The 15,622-nt window shown below is 67.8% G+C and carries 18 protein-coding genes and 1 tRNA gene; 12 read left to right on the forward strand and 7 right to left on the reverse strand.

Features of this window, described 5'->3' with window-relative positions; genetic code table 11:
* The first annotated feature begins 42 nt into the window (after positions 1 to 42).
* The gene (locus tag MAA8898_RS26235) at positions 43 to 207 is read left to right on the forward strand and encodes a hypothetical protein (protein ID WP_176445120.1); all 165 of its coding nucleotides are present in this window, start codon (positions 43 to 45) and stop codon (positions 205 to 207) included.
* Between the two features lie 15 nt (positions 208 to 222).
* Positions 223 to 1,182 carry an L-malyl-CoA/beta-methylmalyl-CoA lyase gene (locus MAA8898_RS10265; RefSeq protein ID WP_094020925.1) on the forward strand — a complete coding sequence of 320 codons (960 nt, stop codon included), beginning with the start codon at positions 223 to 225 and terminating at the stop codon, positions 1,180 to 1,182.
* Positions 1,183 to 1,219: 37 nt separating this feature from the next.
* Here MAA8898_RS10265 and MAA8898_RS10270 read toward each other — a convergent pair whose 3' ends face one another.
* Entirely contained in the window at positions 1,220 to 1,672 is a 453-nt protein-coding gene (locus MAA8898_RS10270; RefSeq protein ID WP_094020926.1) for an Lrp/AsnC family transcriptional regulator, read from the reverse strand.
* A 72-nt stretch (positions 1,673 to 1,744) separates the two neighbouring features.
* On the opposite strand from MAA8898_RS10270, the gene MAA8898_RS10275 reads away from it, so the two are divergent.
* The 4 genes from MAA8898_RS10275 to MAA8898_RS10290 all read left to right on the forward strand — a co-directional run bounded on the left by MAA8898_RS10275 (position 1,745) and on the right by MAA8898_RS10290 (position 4,633).
* Positions 1,745 to 2,338 carry a LysE family translocator gene (locus tag MAA8898_RS10275; RefSeq protein WP_094021203.1) on the forward strand — a complete coding sequence of 198 codons (594 nt, stop codon included), beginning with the start codon at positions 1,745 to 1,747 and terminating at the stop codon, positions 2,336 to 2,338.
* Positions 2,339 to 2,428: 90 nt separating this feature from the next.
* Positions 2,429 to 3,391 carry an acetyl-CoA carboxylase carboxyltransferase subunit alpha gene (locus MAA8898_RS10280; protein WP_094020927.1) on the forward strand — a complete coding sequence of 321 codons (963 nt, stop codon included), beginning with the start codon at positions 2,429 to 2,431 and terminating at the stop codon, positions 3,389 to 3,391.
* Positions 3,392 to 3,491: 100 nt separating this feature from the next.
* Complete coding sequence (locus MAA8898_RS10285; RefSeq protein WP_094020928.1) at positions 3,492 to 4,205, forward strand: cytochrome c biogenesis CcdA family protein; 714 nt, start codon at positions 3,492 to 3,494, stop codon at positions 4,203 to 4,205.
* Positions 4,206 to 4,222: 17 nt separating this feature from the next.
* On the forward strand, positions 4,223 to 4,633 hold the full coding sequence (locus tag MAA8898_RS10290; protein ID WP_094020929.1) for a thioredoxin family protein: 411 nt from the start codon (positions 4,223 to 4,225) through the stop codon (positions 4,631 to 4,633).
* Between the two features lie 18 nt (positions 4,634 to 4,651).
* Here MAA8898_RS10290 and MAA8898_RS10295 read toward each other — a convergent pair whose 3' ends face one another.
* Together MAA8898_RS10295 and MAA8898_RS10300 are read right to left on the reverse strand one after the other, a co-directional pair.
* On the reverse strand, positions 4,652 to 5,818 hold the full coding sequence (locus tag MAA8898_RS10295; protein ID WP_094020930.1) for a cation:proton antiporter: 1,167 nt from the start codon (positions 5,816 to 5,818) through the stop codon (positions 4,652 to 4,654).
* A 44-nt stretch (positions 5,819 to 5,862) separates the two neighbouring features.
* The gene (locus tag MAA8898_RS10300; protein WP_094020931.1) at positions 5,863 to 6,507 is read right to left on the reverse strand and encodes a GntR family transcriptional regulator; all 645 of its coding nucleotides are present in this window, start codon (positions 6,505 to 6,507) and stop codon (positions 5,863 to 5,865) included.
* 167 nt (positions 6,508 to 6,674) lie between these two features.
* Between MAA8898_RS10300 and MAA8898_RS10305 the strand changes: the two genes are divergently transcribed.
* A complete protein-coding gene (locus MAA8898_RS10305) occupies positions 6,675 to 7,193 on the forward strand; it encodes a J domain-containing protein (protein ID WP_094020932.1) in 519 nt (172 codons plus the stop codon).
* A 22-nt stretch (positions 7,194 to 7,215) separates the two neighbouring features.
* On the opposite strand, the gene MAA8898_RS10310 is transcribed toward MAA8898_RS10305, so the two are convergent.
* The gene (locus MAA8898_RS10310) at positions 7,216 to 7,905 is read right to left on the reverse strand and encodes a M48 family metallopeptidase (RefSeq protein WP_094020933.1); all 690 of its coding nucleotides are present in this window, start codon (positions 7,903 to 7,905) and stop codon (positions 7,216 to 7,218) included.
* 105 nt (positions 7,906 to 8,010) lie between these two features.
* Between MAA8898_RS10310 and MAA8898_RS10315 the strand changes: the two genes are divergently transcribed.
* Together MAA8898_RS10315 and MAA8898_RS10320 are read left to right on the forward strand one after the other, a co-directional pair.
* A complete protein-coding gene (locus tag MAA8898_RS10315) occupies positions 8,011 to 8,337 on the forward strand; it encodes a TIGR02300 family protein (protein ID WP_094020934.1) in 327 nt (108 codons plus the stop codon).
* A gap of 165 nt (positions 8,338 to 8,502) precedes the next feature.
* Positions 8,503 to 8,578 (forward strand) — tRNA-Ala (locus tag MAA8898_RS10320).
* Between the two features lie 487 nt (positions 8,579 to 9,065).
* On the opposite strand, the gene MAA8898_RS10325 is transcribed toward MAA8898_RS10320, so the two are convergent.
* Together MAA8898_RS10325 and MAA8898_RS10330 are read right to left on the reverse strand one after the other, a co-directional pair.
* Positions 9,066 to 9,383, reverse strand: coding sequence for a hypothetical protein (locus MAA8898_RS10325; RefSeq protein WP_094020935.1), 318 nt, complete (start codon positions 9,381 to 9,383; stop codon positions 9,066 to 9,068).
* A gap of 5 nt (positions 9,384 to 9,388) precedes the next feature.
* On the reverse strand, positions 9,389 to 10,156 hold the full coding sequence (locus MAA8898_RS10330) for a sulfite exporter TauE/SafE family protein (protein WP_094020936.1): 768 nt from the start codon (positions 10,154 to 10,156) through the stop codon (positions 9,389 to 9,391).
* A gap of 224 nt (positions 10,157 to 10,380) precedes the next feature.
* On the opposite strand from MAA8898_RS10330, the gene MAA8898_RS10335 reads away from it, so the two are divergent.
* The 3 genes from MAA8898_RS10335 (at position 10,381) to MAA8898_RS10345 (ending at position 13,147) form a co-directional block, all read left to right on the forward strand.
* Positions 10,381 to 12,066 (forward strand): acyl-CoA dehydrogenase family protein, encoded by a 1,686-nt coding sequence (locus MAA8898_RS10335; RefSeq protein WP_094020937.1) that lies wholly within the window; start codon positions 10,381 to 10,383, stop codon positions 12,064 to 12,066.
* A gap of 214 nt (positions 12,067 to 12,280) precedes the next feature.
* On the forward strand, positions 12,281 to 12,613 hold the full coding sequence (locus MAA8898_RS10340) for a carboxymuconolactone decarboxylase family protein (protein WP_094020938.1): 333 nt from the start codon (positions 12,281 to 12,283) through the stop codon (positions 12,611 to 12,613).
* A gap of 93 nt (positions 12,614 to 12,706) precedes the next feature.
* The gene (locus tag MAA8898_RS10345) at positions 12,707 to 13,147 is read left to right on the forward strand and encodes an EF-hand domain-containing protein (RefSeq protein ID WP_094020939.1); all 441 of its coding nucleotides are present in this window, start codon (positions 12,707 to 12,709) and stop codon (positions 13,145 to 13,147) included.
* 65 nt (positions 13,148 to 13,212) lie between these two features.
* On the opposite strand, the gene pheT is transcribed toward MAA8898_RS10345, so the two are convergent.
* A complete protein-coding gene (gene pheT, locus MAA8898_RS10350) occupies positions 13,213 to 15,618 on the reverse strand; it encodes a phenylalanine--tRNA ligase subunit beta (RefSeq protein WP_094020940.1) in 2,406 nt (801 codons plus the stop codon).
* Between the last annotated feature and the right edge of the window lie 4 nt (positions 15,619 to 15,622).

The raw sequence follows: 15,622 nt of genomic DNA on the forward strand, positions 1-15,622 counted from the left end.
TTGATGTTTGCCGCAGCATGCCCGACTCGGCCGGGAACGCCGTTGTCATTACGCGTGGATTCGCGGATTTTCTCGAACATTTTTGCTCCGCAAGGGCGCTTTGCCGAAGAATCGTGCGCGGCCCTCCTGCACTGCGGCATCGGATTTCGCTTGCGCAGCATCGCGCAGTTTTATAACCCGCATGCCAAGGAATTCGCAACTTTATGACCGAAAGGCCCGCCCATGTCCTTCCGCATCCAGCCGCCCGCGCCCGCCTGCCCCAACCGCTGCCAGCTGTTCGGGCCCGGCTCGCGCCCGGCAATCTTTGAAAAGATGGCCGCCAGCGCCGCCGACGTCATCAACCTCGACCTCGAGGACTCGGTTGCCCCCTCGGACAAGGACAGCGCGCGGGCCAATGTGGTCAAGGCCATCGGCGACATCGACTGGGGCAACAAGACGCTGTCGGTGCGGATCAACGGCCTGGACACGCCCTGGTGGTACCGCGACGTGATCGACCTGCTGGAGCAGGGCAGCGAGCGGCTCGACCGGATCATGATCCCCAAGGTGGGCTGCGCCGGTGACCTCTACGCCGTCGACGCGCTGGTCACCGCCGTCGAACGCGCCAAGGGCCGCACCAAGGCCCTGAAATTCGAGGTCATCATCGAAAGCGCCGCCGGCATCGCCCATGTCGAGGAGATCGCCGCCGCCAGCCCCCGGCTGGAGGCGATGAGCCTGGGGGCCGCCGATTTCGCCGCCTCCATGGGCATGGCGACCACCGGCATCGGCGGCACCCAGGAAAACTATTACATGCTGCACGAAGGCGCGCGCCACTGGTCCGACCCCTGGCACTGGGCGCAGGCCGCCATCGTCGCCGCCTGCCGCACCCACGGCGTGCTGCCGGTCGACGGCCCGTTCGGCGATTTCAGCGATGACGAGGGCTTTCGCGCTCAGGCTCTGCGCTCGGCCACGCTGGGCATGGTGGGCAAATGGGCGATCCACCCCAAGCAGGTCACGCTGGCCAACGAGGTCTTTACCCCCACCGAGGCCGCCGTCGCCGACGCCCGCGCCATCCTCAAGGCGATGGACGAGGCCAAGGCGCGCGGCGAGGGTGCGACCACTTACAAGGGCAAGCTGATCGACATCGCCTCGATCAAGCAGGCCGAGGTGATCGTGCGCCAGTCCGAGATGATCGCGGGCCGCTGACCCGCGCGGTGTGACGCGGGACGCCGACCGGCCCGCGTCACGCCCGCAGATCCTTGGGCGATCCCATGACCACGAAGGAGGTCAGCCGCCGCACCTGCGGCAGGGCGCCCAGGATCTCGGTGTGGAAATGCTTGTAGGCGACGAGGTCCTCGACCTCGACCCGCAGCAGGTATTCCACCGGGCCGGTGATGTTGTGGCACTCGCGCACCTGCGGCGCGGCCGCCATCGCCCGCTCAAAGGCCTCCTGCGCGGGCTTGGTGTGCTGGCTCAGGCCCACCGTGATGTAGGCGGTAAAGCCGATGCCGGTCTTCTCGGGGCTGACCACCGCGCGGTAGCCGCGGATCACCCCTGACTTTTCCAGCGCCTGCACCCGACGCAGGCAGGCCGAGGGCGACAGCCCCACCCGCTCGGCCAGGGCAAGATTGCTGAGTCGCCCGTCCGTGGACAGCTCTCGCAATATCTTTTCGTCCAGGTGATCCAAGTCGGTCATAAGTTGCGATTGCTAGCGGCAAACGCCGCAGATTGCAATTTCATGCCGCGCAAAAGCCGCCAGATATTCGACATGACACCCGATCTCCTCTTTGCGCTTGCGCTGTTTGCCGCCGCCACGGTGTTTTCGCCGGGGCCGAACAACCTGATGCTGATGACCTCGGGGGCCAATTTCGGCCTGCGCCGCACGCTGCCGCACCTGGCCGGGGTTGCCTACGGTTTTCCGCTGATGATCCTGCCGGTGGGCCTGGGCGTCATGCAGCTGTTCGAGGCCTGGCCACCCGCCTTTACCCTGCTCAAGGTCGTCTCGGTCGTCTACCTGCTGTGGCTGGCGTGGAAGATCGCGCACCAGGCCGCCCCGGGCGAGGCGCGCAGCCGGGCGCGGCCGCTCAGCTTTGTCCAGGCGGCGGCGTTCCAGTGGGTCAACCCCAAGGCATGGTCGATGGCATTGGGGGCGATCACGCTCTATGCCGCCAGCCGTGACCTGGCGGCGGTGGCCTGGGTCTCGGGCACCTACGCGGTGATCGGCACCGCCTCGGCCCTGACCTGGGCCTTGCTGGGCACCGGGCTGCGCCGCTGGCTGTCCAACCCGTCGCGCCTGCGCCTGTTCAACTGGAGCATGGCGGCGCTGCTGCTGGCGGCGATGGCGCCGGTCCTGCTGGGCTGACCTGCCGGGCGCGATTCCCGCCCCCTATGCATGGGATTTGTTGCATCCGGCTGGCGGCAAGGCCATATAGCGCTCGGCAAGGAGACACCGATGACCCACTATCTCGACTTCGAAAAATCGCTGGCCGAAATCGAAGGCAAGGCCGAAGAGCTGCGCGCCATGGCCCGCGAGAACGAGGGAATGGACATCGAAAACGAGGCCCGCGCGCTGGATCGCAAGGCCGAGACCATGCTCAAGGACCTGTATTCCAAGCTGTCGCCCTGGCGCAAATGCCAGGTCGCGCGCCACCCCGACCGGCCGCATTGCAAGGATTACATCGACGCGCTGTTCACCGAGTTCACGCCGCTGGCCGGCGACCGCGGCTTTTCCGACGATCACGCGGTGATGGGCGGGCTGGCGCGGCTGGACGATCATCCGGTCATGGTGATCGGCCACGAGAAAGGCAACGACACAACCTCGCGGATCAAGCACAACTTTGGCATGGCCCGGCCCGAAGGCTATCGCAAGGCGGTGCGCCTGATGGATATGGCGGACCGCTTTGGCCTGCCGGTGATGACGCTGATCGACACCCCCGGCGCCTACCCCGGCAAGGGCGCCGAGGAGCGCGGCCAGTCCGAGGCGATCGCCCGGTCCACCGAAAAGTGCCTTCAGGTCGGCGTGCCGCTGGTGTCGGTGGTGATCGGCGAGGGCGGGTCGGGCGGGGCGGTGGCCTTTGCCACGGCGAATCGCGTCGCCATGCTGGAGCATTCCGTCTACTCGGTGATCTCGCCCGAGGGCTGCGCCTCGATCCTGTGGAAGGACGCCGAAAAGATGCGCGAGGCCGCCGAGGCGCTGCGCCTGACCGCGCAGGACCTGTTTCAACTCGAGGTCTGCGACCGGGTGATCCCCGAACCTCTGGGCGGCGCGCACCGCGCCCCCGATGCCGCCATCGCCAACGTGCGCAAGGCGCTGACCGGCCTGCTGTCGGACCTGCGCCCGCTGTCGCGCGAAGAGCTGATCCGCCAGCGGCGCGACAAGTTCCTGAACATGGGCGCGCGCGGCCTGGCCGCCTGAGCCTACCCAGCCCCCGTGTTTCAGGCCGCTTACGGCCATGTGAAGCGACGTCAGCCCTTCGTTTGGTGACGCGCGACCGCCGCCGCGCCATACAGGGCACATGGAACTCATCCTTGCCTATGGCGCGGGTCTGCTGACCCTGATCAATCCCTGCGTGGTGCCGGTCCTGCCGGTCGTCATCGCCGCCGCCTTGCAGTCCAGCCGGTTCGCCCCCCTGGCCATGGCGGCAGGCCTCAGCCTGTCATTTGTCGTGCTGGGCGTGGGCATCACCGCCTTTGGACATGCCATCGGCCTGACCATCGACACGATTTCCAAGGTGGGCGCGGTGCTGATGGTGCTGTTCGGGCTGGCGCTGCTGCTGCCGCAGGGCGCGGCGCTGATGCAGACCGCCACCGCCGGGCTGTCGGCCCGCGCCGATGCCCGCATCGACGGGCTGGACCGGCACAGCCTGGGCGGGCAGTTCGCCGGCGGGCTGCTGCTGGGCGCGGTCTGGAGCCCCTGCATCGGCCCCACCCTGGGCGGCGCGATCTCGCTGGCCAGCCAGGGCCAGGACCTGGGTCGTGCGGCCGCCATCATGATGTTTTTCGCGCTGGGGGTCTCGACCCTGATCCTGGGCCTCGCCTATGGCACCCGGGGCGCGATCACCCGGCACAACGCGGCGCTGCGCGGGCTGGCCCGCCGCGCCCGGCCGATCCTGGGCGGCACCTTCGTCGCCGTGGGAGTCGCGCTCTATTTCAACCTGCATCACCCCATCGAAGCCTGGCTGATCGGCGTCCTGCCGGCCTGGCTGATCGACCTGTCCGTTACCCTCTAGACCCCAGGAGACCTCACATGCACCGCCGCAGCTTTCTTGCCCTCACCGCCGGCGCCGCCGCCCTGCCCTTTGCCGGACAGGCCGCGCCGCTGGACTACACGCCCGGACTTGTCGGCGCGCACCTCAAGAAGGGCGAGACCGTGTTCCTGGACTTCAAGGCCAGCTGGTGTTCGACCTGCGCCGCGCAGGAGCGCGTGATCAAGGCGCTGAAAGCCGAGAACCCCGCCTATGAGGCCCGCATCACCTTCATCAACGTCGACTGGGACAGCTACGCCAACGACGATCTGACCAAGTCGCTGCGCATCCCGCGCCGCTCCACCCTCGTGGTGCTGAAGGGCGAGCAGGAGCTGGGGCGCATCGTCGCCCAGACCTCGCGCAACGCGATCAAGGGGCTGATGGACACCGCGCTGAGCGCCGCCACCGCCTGACGGACCGCCCGCCGGGTGTCAGGCCGCGTCCTGCACCCGGCGCACCGCCAACATGGTGACAAAGGGGCCGATCACCTCGAACACCACGGTCGTGCCGATGGTCAGTGACAGCAGCAATTCGGCGTGCTGCGGCATCTCGGCGGCGGCGACCAGCGCCATGCCCACCGCGACCCCCGCCTGCGGCAGCAGCGCCGGACCGATCCAGCGCCGGTCCACCGGTGGCATCCCGCTCCAGACACCGCCCAGCCAGCCGCCGGCAATTCGCCCGGCGATCCGCAGGACGATATAGGCCAGCCCCAGCCAGCCGATGGCCGCCAGCGCCGCGATCTCCATCGAGGCGCCCGCCAGCAGGAAGAACAGGATCAGGAAGGGCCGTTCGACCATCTCGATCTCGTGGAAGGCGCGTTCGTGGTGGCGGGCAAGGTTGGCGATGACCGCGCCCGCCATCATCCCGGCCAGCAGGAACGACACCTCGAAGGTCAGCGCCAGCCCCAGCGTCAGGAAGACCAGGCCCAGCGCCTCCAGCCGCGTCGGTTCGCCCTGCTTCAGACGGCCGGTCAGGTAGGCGCCGGGCAGGCCCACGACCAGCCCCAGCGCCAGCGCGCCGCCGACCTCGTAGACCGCCAGTCCCATGTGCCCCAGGTCGAAACCGCCGTTGCCCATGGCCTGCGCCACCACCATGGCCAGCGCAAAGACGATCATGCCCCAGGCATCGTCGATGGCGACGATGCCGCGCACCACGTCGGCAAAGGCGCCATCGGCGCCGTACTGCCGCAGGGTATCCTCGGTCGCGGCCGGGTCCGTCGCCGTGGCAATCGCGCCGATGACCAGCGACAGCCCAAGCGGCAGCGCCATCAGCCACAACCCCATCGCCAGCAGCAGCATCGTGAAGATCACCACAGCCGCCGACACGCCCAGGATCGCGCGGCCATGCGCGGCCACCTTGTCATACCGCAGCGCCGAGCCCAGCAAAAAGGCGACCATGGTCAGCGCCACCATCGACAGCGGTTCGTACCAGCCGATCGCCAGGTCGGGGATCAGGTCAAAGCCCGACTGGCCGGCCAGGATGCCCATGATCAGCAGCAGCGTGACCGCCGGCAGGCGCGTGCGATGTCCCAAAGCATCCGCCGCCAGCCCGGTCAGGAACAGCGCGCCAAAGGCGATGAAGACCGGTCCGTACTCCATGATTTGTCTCCTGTGGGCGATACGCTCCTTGCGCCTGCCGTGCGTCAGCCCGCCAGCATCCGCAGCCCGTGCGTCACGTCCGACCGCACCGCCAGCCGCAGCCCCGGCTCGTCCCCGGCCTTCAGCGCGGCAATGATCAGCCGGTGATACTGCGGCGCCTCGGACCGGCGCAACCGGCTGTAGAGCGCGCGCATCGTCGGCCCCAGTTGCAGCCAGACCGTTTCCGCCATGGCCAGCATGGCGGGCGCCTGGGCGCGCAGGTACAGCGTGCGGTGAAATTCCAGGTTGGTGCGGATGTAGCCCACGGCATCGCGGTTCGACACCACGTCGGCAATGCTGGCGTTGATGGTCTGCAACCGGTCGATCAGCGCGATATGCGCGCGCGGCAGGGCGCGCGAGGCCAGTTCGACCTCGATCAGCGCGCGCAGCGCGGCCAGTTCCTCGATCCGCTCGTTGGTAATCTCGGGCGTCGATACCCGCCCCGAGCTGGACATCTGCAAGGCGCCCTCGGCCACCAGCCGCTGCACCGCCTCGCGGGCGGGGGTCATGGACACGCCGAATTCGCGCCCGATGCCGCGCAGGGTCAGCGGCTGCCCCGGGGCCATCTGCCCATGCATGATGCGCGTGCGCAACCCGCGATAGACGCGGTCATGGGCCGAGGCGGTTTCGGGTTTCGGAGCGGCTTGCATACCGCTTTTTGTGATCACGTTTTTCGCCGCGGTCAACTGCGCGCAGCGGCGCAGGCCGCCTTAGGCGTTAACCCTTTGTTCACAAACCGACTACCCGCGACTCTGTATCAAAGTTACATTCAATTTAGCCCATTTTCGACCGACCCGAGACAGGACCGAGACCCGCCATGAGCCGCATCGCCCCCCAGTCCGCCTTCGACATCCTGGGAGTCACGCCCAGCGACGATTTCGCCACCATCCGCCGCACCTGGATCCGGCTGGTCAAGGAAAACCACCCGGACGTGGTGGGCGGCGACATCGAGGAACTGACGCGCAAGCTGGCCCGGCTCAACGATGCCTATGATTCGCTGCGTTGGCACAGCCCGGACAAGGTGCGCATCCGCGAACAGGAGGCCTCCCGACAGGCGCATGGCGGCGAACCGCAGTCCGACGACCCGCAGCCGCGGCGTGCCGAACCCGGCCGCCATCCGCAACGATCTGGCGCAACCGAACGACGCGAGGCGTTCGAACGACACCCGTCCGACCCGCCAAGCGCCGCACAGGCGCCCTCGGGTGCAACCGCTCGACGCGGCTGCGTCTGGTCCTGTCTCGACGCTGCGGACGCCACCGCGCTTTACATCGCACTGCGCGGGATTTGCACCTCGGATCCCTGGCCGCCTGGCCCGCGGCGGCAAGTCTGCCTCTGAGACGCGCAGCGGGTCGCAGGAGTCAATCGAACCGGTAGCGGTGCAGTTCCGCGCCGCTCTTGCGCAGCCAGCCCCGCGCCGCGCGCCAGTCGCCGTACAGCGCCTCGACCTGCCGCCAGAAGGCCTCGGAGTGGTCCATGTGGCGCAGGTGCGCCACCTCGTGCGCGGCGACGTAGTCCAGCACTTCCGGGTGCCCGAGGATCAGCCGCCAGGAATACATCAGCCCGCCGTCATGCGTGCAGGACCCCCAGCGCGAACGCGGGTCGCGCAGCGTGATCCGGCTATAGGGCAGGCCCAGCCGCGCGGCGTAGCGGTCCGACGCCTCGGCCAGGCGGTCGCGCGCGCGGGTCTTCAGCCAGGCTTGCAGGCGCGCCGCCACCCGCTCGTCCGGGCCGGGCACCCACAGGACGCCCTCGGCCTGCCGGACCATCCGCCCGGTGCCGGTGCGGACCTCGTGCAGCGTCCCCTCGACCGGCAGCCGCGCCCCCGGACGCACCGCCACCGCCGCCTGCTGCCCGGCGAGGTGACCGCGCAGCCAGCGCTCCTTGGTGCGCAGAAACGCCAGCCCCTCGGACTCGGGCACCGCGCGCGGCAGCGTCAGGGTCACGCGCCCGTCCAGGCTGGAGATGCGCAGGGTCAGCCGCCGCGCCCGCGCGGACCGGCGCAGCGTGACCTCGATCTCCGGATTGCCCGCCAAGGTGATCTGCCCCATGTGCCTCCTGCCCCGCCAGCCGCGGTCAAACCTTTTGACATCGTCAGAGAGATATGGCAGGGCGCACGGATTGTCGACATGACCACGAGTTAAGGGGGATCACCCATGCCCAAGGAAGAATGGGGCACCAAGCGTCTGTGCCCCACAACTGGCAAGCGTTTCTACGACCTCAACCGCTCTCCGATCGTCAGCCCCTATACCGGTGAGGTCGTGAACCTCGAGACCGGCAAGCGCAGCATGATCGCGGCGGATGCGGCGGACGCAGCCAACCGCAAGGCCAAGAAGACCGAGGACGATGACGAAGTCACGCTCCTGGACGATGATGATGATGTCGGCGTCGATATCGACGACGACGATGTTCTCGAAGACGAGGACGATGACGACGATGTCTCGCTCGACGAAATCACCGACGTGGCGAGCGACGACGACTGACCACCACCGATTGACGTGGAACGGCGTAACGCCGGCCGGACCTCCGGCCGGCGTTTGCCGTTCCGGTCGCGGGGAAATTGGCGGCGGGTCGCGTTTTTCCGCTTGAACCCTCCGCCGGCATTGCGTAATGACCCGCGCACGGCGCTTCGGTGCCGCCCGGGGAATGGGGCCTTAGCTCAGCTGGGAGAGCGCTACAATGGCATTGTAGAGGTCAGGGGTTCGATCCCCCTAGGCTCCACCATCCCCCAACTCCCTCCCACCTTTGCCTTGCACATCCTGTTGACCTGATGTGCGCGCTCCCAAAGTGTCCGCACGCGCCCTGGCCCGGGTTGCCCCAGTACCCGGTGTGAAGTCCGCAACTCCGCTCCACGATCACTGATATCAAACGCAGATTTCTCGCGTCTCCCAGTTTCACCCTCACCACGGCCCGTCCTCTTTGCAACACCTCTCGGCAAAGTTCGCCTTCCCTGTCGACGACTCGCCGACGGGCAGCGAGGCGGCCTGATCGTCCAGACGGTCCTGCTTCCGGCGGTGGTCGCGTCTTGCAGCCCGTCTCCCCTTGCGGCCTCCGGCAATCCGGAGTGGCCGCCATAGAAGACGCCCACCGGATCGACCATCGAAAAGCTGGACGTGATCGGCAACAGAGCCATCGACATCTTGATCCGGGTGGCGGGCATGATCGGCCTGACCGAGGCGGACTTCGCCTGTGATGTTCCGCCCGAACCGCCTCAGACCGAGGCGAAACAGGCCAGCGCCGGCCCGTGTACACCGATGTCGACGGGGCCAAAGACGCTGTCGACGCAGAGGCTGAAAACCGCGGCGCTTGGCAAGTACAGGACCGAGTAGGCGCCATTGGACCGGGTCACGCTGTAGCAGATCTGGGTCAGCCCGCCGCTGAAGTTCACCGTGACCGGGCGCGGCCGCCGCACCCGCATTTGGGCGAAATCCCGCAGCAGCAGCCTGTCCCCGTCCGAGCGAATCTCATGTCCGGCAACCTCGGCCTCGATCAGCCGCAGGACATGGCCGGGGATCGCCGCCGCCTCCATCGCGCTCAGGTCAGCGCGCGCCGCACGATGTTCAGCCCCGCCAACAGCAGCACCAGCAGCGTCGCGCGGCGAAAGGCGCGCTGGTCGATCCGGTTGCGCACTCGCCCGCCCAGCCACATCCCCAGCAGCGCCGGCGGCACCAGCCACAGCGACAGCCAGACCGACGCGCCGTTCAGCACCCCCGACCCGATGTGCGCCACCGCCAGCGCCACCGCGCCCAGCCCGTAGATCACCCCCTGGACGCGGATCTGCTCGTGCTTCTCGGTGCCCAGCGCCGTCAGATAGGCCACGGTCGGCGGCCCCCAGATGCCCGAGAACCCGCCGATCAGCCCGGCCAGCGCGCCGATCCCGATCTCCAGCCTGCGGTGCCCTTCGCCGGCCACCCGCGGCTGCCAGCCCATGACCTGGATCACCGCGAACAGCGTGATCGGCGCGCCGATCATCAACAGCAGCACGTCCCCCGGTACCCGCGCCACCAGTTGCGCCGATCCCAGCATCATCACCAGGCCGACCAGCAGGAAGACCCGGAACTTGCGCACCGAGGCTACCGCCGCCCGCGGCCCCTGCGCCAAGGCCTGAAACCCGTTGGTGACCAGCGTCGGCAGGATCAGCCCCGCCAGGGCCAGTTCCGGCGCGATCAGGCTGCCCAGCCCGGAAATCAGCACCATCGGCATGGCAAAGCCGACAAGACCCTTGATAACGCCGGCCAGCAGCGCAATTGCTGTGGCAGCGACCAGCAGAACGGGTGACAATTCGGCAAGGACTCCAGGCATGTTCGCGTCATATCATGCTGCAAGTCGAACGCACGGCAAAAGAGATGCGCGCAACAATTGACCAATTTCAACGCACGTCAGGTATTTTTGTTGCGCTGCACTTGCAAAATGTCTAGGACCTTCGCACTGGCAGCATGCGGGGGCGAACCCGAGTCACCCCCGCCGGCACGATAACGGATTTGCGCGGCAGGCCCGGCCCCGCGCCGCAAGAAAGGACCTGAGTCATGGCACATGACGGACAAGACCTGACCCTTGGCAGCGTGATCCTGCCCGACCTCCTGACCCTGACCGGAGAGGCCGTGCCCCCCGTCGAATCGATCCTCGAGACCGCGCGCGAGAAGGTCCGCGAGATGGTGGTGCAGGATGGCCGCGTGTCCGGTGATCTGGTCGAGGAATTCCAGTTCGCCGCGCATGGGCTGGCCTGGCTGGCGACTTACGTCGAATCGCTGCGCCAGATGCAGCACTGGGCCGAAAAGCTGACCGCCGAGGGCACCTTCGGCGAGGTCGAACAGCTGATCCACCAGATCGCCTTTGGCGAGTACCTGTCGCAGATCCACGGCGGCATCCAGATGAACCAGGGCGAGGTCGTGCGCCTGGCCGACATGGGCGTCCACCAGGACGACCGCCGCCGCATGCTGACCCCCACGGTCGACCGGCTGATGCAGGAGGCCAACCACCCCGGCGCGCGCACCCGGCTTGTGCAGCTGATGGAAGAACGCCAGGCCGAGGTCACCGTGGGCCGCACCGGTCTGGATGAAGAGCTCGAGATGATCCGCGACCAGTTCCGCCGCTACGCCGTGGACCGGGTGATCCCGCACGCCCACGACTGGCACCTCAAGGACCAGCTGATCCCGATGGAGATCATCGAGGAACTGGCGGAAATGGGCGTCTTCGGCCTGACCATCCCCGAGGAGTTCGGCGGACTGGGCCTGTCCAAAGCCTCGATGTGTGTCGTGTCCGAAGAGCTGTCGCGCGGCTACATCGGCGTGGGCAGCCTGGCCACCCGTTCCGAGATCGCCGCCGAACTGGTGATCGCCGGCGGCACCCAGGCGCAAAAGGAACACTGGCTGCCGAAACTCGCCAGCGGAGAGATACTGCCCACCGCCGTCTTCACCGAGCCGAACACCGGCTCCGACCTCGGCAGCCTGCGCACCAAGGGCGTCAAGGACGCCAACGGCGACTGGATCCTGAACGGCAACAAGACCTGGATTACCCACGCCGCCCGCACCCACGTCATGACCGTGCTGGCCCGCACCGTGCCCGATACCGACGACTACAAGGGCCTGTCGATGTTCCTGGCGGAAAAGACCCCCGGCACGGACGCGCAGCCCTTCGTCGATCCGGGCCTCTCGGGCGGCGAGATCGAGGTGCTCGGCTACCGCGGCATGAAGGAATACACGGTCAACTTCGACGACTTCAAGGTCAAGGGCGACAACCTGCTCGGCGGCGAAGAGGGCAAGGGCTTCAAGCAGTTGATGGAAACGTTCGAGAGCGCCCGCATCCAGACCGCCGCCCGCGCCATCGGCGTGGCGCAGTCGGCGATGGACGTCGGCCTGCAATACGCCATAGACCGCAAGCAGTTCGGCAAGTCGCTGATCCGCTTCCCGCGCGTCTCGGGCAAGCTGGCAATGATGGCGGTCGAGATCATGATCGCGCGCCAGCTGACCTATTTCTCGGCCCGTGAAAAAGACGAGGGCCGCCGCTGCGACCTCGAGGCCGGCATGGCCAAGCTGCTGGGCGCCCGTGTCGCCTGGGCTGCCGCCGACAACGCGCTGCAGATCCACGGCGGCAACGGCTTTGCGCTGGAATACGGCATCAGCCGCATCCTCTGCGACGCGCGCATCCTGAACATCTTCGAAGGCGCCGCAGAGATCCAGGCCCAGGTCATCGCCCGCCGCCTGCTGGCCTGACAACCGGCCGCTCCCGAACATCGCAAGGCCTCGCCCTCGGGCGGGGCTTTTCCGTTTCCGGCTTCTTCTCTGTGAAAATACTCCCGGGGGAGTCGACCGCAGGTCGACGGGGGCAGCGCCCCCGCCCCCTGTCCGCCCCGGCCTGACACAGATCAAGGACCCCTCCGGCCCGCCGTGGTCTGAGACGCAGAACACGCACGCAACGGAGCCCAACATGAGCTGGACGGAAAAACTGAACGAGGCCAAGCAGCAGCAGCGCACCCTGCGCCAGGCGATCCCCGAAACCACCGGCGCCTTCTCGACCCTCGGCAAGAGCGTCAAGCATGACGGCGCGCTCTCGGTGAAGGAAAAGGAGTTCGTCGCCCTCGGCATCGCCGTCGCGATCCGCTGCGAACCTTGCATCATGTTCCACGTCGAGGCGCTGCTGCGCGCCGGCGCCACGCGCGAGGAAGTCTCGGAGGTGCTGTCGATGTGCATCCAGATGGGTGGCGGCCCCGGCCTGATGTACGCCGGCAAGGCACTGGAAGTCTTCGACGAACTGAGCTGAAGCCCACCGGGCGAGACCTGCGTCAGCCTGCCGCGACCAGATTACATTCCGCGTTCGTTATATATAGAGATCAACGAACAAAGGACGGATCCCATGCTGAAGCATATCTCCCTCGCCCTGCTGCTCGCCGCCGCGCCCGCCCTTGCCCAGCAAGGCCAGCCCGGCGGACATTTCGTCCAGGTCTGGGACATCGACGGTGACGGCAAGGTCACCGTCGACGAGGCGACCGAGCGTCGGGGGGACATCTTTGCCTCCTTCGACGCCAATGAGGACGGGTTCCTGGATGCCGAGGAATACGTCCTGTTCGACGAGGCGCGCAACACGGACCTCGCCACCCATGCCGGCGGTCCGGGTGGGGGCGCGATGATGCGCGCCGCCGATGGCATGCTGCTGGAACGCAACGACACCGATGGCGACGGCAAGGTCAGCCTCGAAGAGTTCCTGGGCCAGGTCCCCGCCTGGGTGGCCGCGATGGACCGGACCGGCGACGGCGTCGTCACCACCGACGACTTCGGACCCGGCGCGGGCAACTGACCGGCTGAAAACGCACAAAGGGCGGGAAGAACCCCGCCCTTTTGCCGTTCCGTGAAAGGCTGGACTCAGCCGCGCAGCACGCCGCCGGTGGCCTTGGTCACCTTCTCGACGATCCTGGCCGCGACGGCCTCGATGTCCTTTTCCTTCAGCGTGCCCCCGGTCGGCTGCAGGCGCACGGTGATGGCCAGCGATTTCTTGCCCTCGCCCAGCGCGCCGCCGATGAACTCGTCAAAGACGCGCACCTCGTCGATCAGCGCCTTGTCGGCACCTGCCGCCGCGTTGACCAGCGTCAGCGCCTCGACGCCGACATCCACGACAAAGGCAAAGTCGCGCTCGACCGGCTGCAAGTCGTTCAGCACCAGCGCGGGACGGGTCGCGCCGGTCTTGCGCGGCAGCGGCACCTCGGCCGGCCAGAGGGTAAAGCCCATGGCCGGGCCCTTGACGTCCATCGCCGCCAGCACCTTGGGGTGCAACTCGCCGAACACACCCAGCACCTTCTTGGGGCCAAGGCAGATCAGACCGTGCCGACCGGGGTGCCACCAGCCGGGCGCGCCACGCAGGATCTGCACCTTGGCCGGCGCGCCCATGGCGGCCAGCACCGCCTCGGCATCGGCCTTCACGTCGTAGACATCCACCGGCCGCGCCGATCCGTGCACGTCCTTCGGACCGGTCCGCCCCACCAGCAGCCCGCAGACCTGCACGTGCTGCTCCCCAGGCTCACCGCCGTCGAAGGCATGGCCCACCTCGAACAGCGCCAGGTCCATGAAGCCGCGCGCCTGGTTGCGGGCCGCCGCCTGCAACAGTCCGGGCAGCAGCGCCGGGCGCATGTGGCTCATTTCCGAGCTGATCGGGTTGGCCAGCATCTGACTGTCCTCGCCGCCGCCGAACAGCGCCGCCGAGGCCTGGTCGATAAAGCTGTAGGTCACGCATTCGTTGTAGCCCAGCGCCGCCATGGTGCGCCGTGCCGACCGTTCGCGCAGCTGCATCGGCGACAGGATCGGCCGCGTCACCCCGTCGGACAGGCGCGGCAGCGGCTTGCCCTTGAGTTTCGTCAGGGACGCCACCCGCGCCACCTCCTCGACCAGGTCCGCCTCGCCCAGCACGTCCGGCCGCCAGGACGGCGGATGCGCCATGTCGCCGTCCAGGCAGAAGCCCAGCGCCTCCAGCGTCGCGCGCTGAGTCGCCGCCGGGATCTCCATGCCCACCAGCGACACCACCCGCGCCGGGTCCAGTCGGTAGGCGCGGCGGTCGTCGGGCACCTCGCCCGCGACGACCACCTCCGACGCCTCGCCGCCACAGAGGTCCAGGATCATGCGCGCAGCGTCTTCCATCGCCTGCATGTTGTAGGCCGGGTCGATCCCGCGTTCGTTGCGATAGCGCGCGTCCGAGTTGATCTTGAGCGCGCGGCCGGTGTGGGCGATCTGGATGCGGTCCCAGACGGCGGCCTCCAGGAAGACATTGACCGTCTCCCCTGTGCAGCCGGTCGCCAGCCCGCCCATGATGCCGCCGATGGATTCGATCCCCTCGGCGTCCGAGATCACCACCTGCCCGTCGGAAAAGGTGTAACTCTTCTCGTCCAGCCCCAGCAGCGTCTGACCGGCCTTGGCGCGGTGGATGCGCAGGGCGTCGCCCTTGACCTTGTCCGCGTCAAAGACGTGCAGCGGGCGGTTGCGGTCGAAGGTGAAGAAGTTGGTCACATCCACCAACGCCGAGATCGGTCGCAGCCCGATGGCGCGCAGGCGGTCCTGCAACCACTTCGGCGAAGGGCCGTTCTTGACCCCCCGGATCAGCCGACCGGCAAAGATGTGGCAGCCGCCCTCGCCCTGCGTGTCGGCGTCGATGGTGACGGAGATCGGGCAGGGGAAGGTGCCGGGCACCTGTTCCACCTTCATCGGCTTCAGCGTGCCCAGGCCCCGCGCCGCAAGGTCGCGCGCGATGCCGTGTATGCCCAGCGCGTCCTGCCGGTTCGGCGTGATGGCGATCTCGATCACCGGGTCCACCTTTGCCGGGTCGTTCGCGGCCAGCCAGTCGGTGAACTTCTGACCCACCTCGCCCGAGGGCAGCTCGATGATGCCGGTGTGTTCGTCCGACAGCTCCAGCTCGCGTTCCGAGGCCATCATGCCGTGGCTCTCGACGCCGCGGATGTTGCCGACCGACAGCGTCACGTCGATGCCGGGCACGTAGTCGCCCGGCTTGGCCAGCACCACGGTGATCCCCGCCCGCGCGTTGGGCGCGCCGCAGACGATCTGTTTGACCCCCTCGTCGGTCTGCACCTTGCAGACCCGCAGGCGGTCGGCGTCGGGGTGCTGTTCTGCCTCCAGCACCTTGGCCAGGGTAAAGGCCGACAGCCGCGCCGCCGGGTTCACCACCTCCTCGACCTCGAGCCCGAGATCGGTCAGCGCCTCGGCGATCTCGTCGACCGAAGCCTTGGTGTCCAGGTGCTCCTTGAGCCAGGAAAACGTGAATTTCATCGGT

Source organism: Antarctobacter aquimaris (assembly GCF_900184945.1).
GTDB classification, from domain to species: domain Bacteria; phylum Pseudomonadota; class Alphaproteobacteria; order Rhodobacterales; family Rhodobacteraceae; genus Maliponia; species Maliponia aquimaris.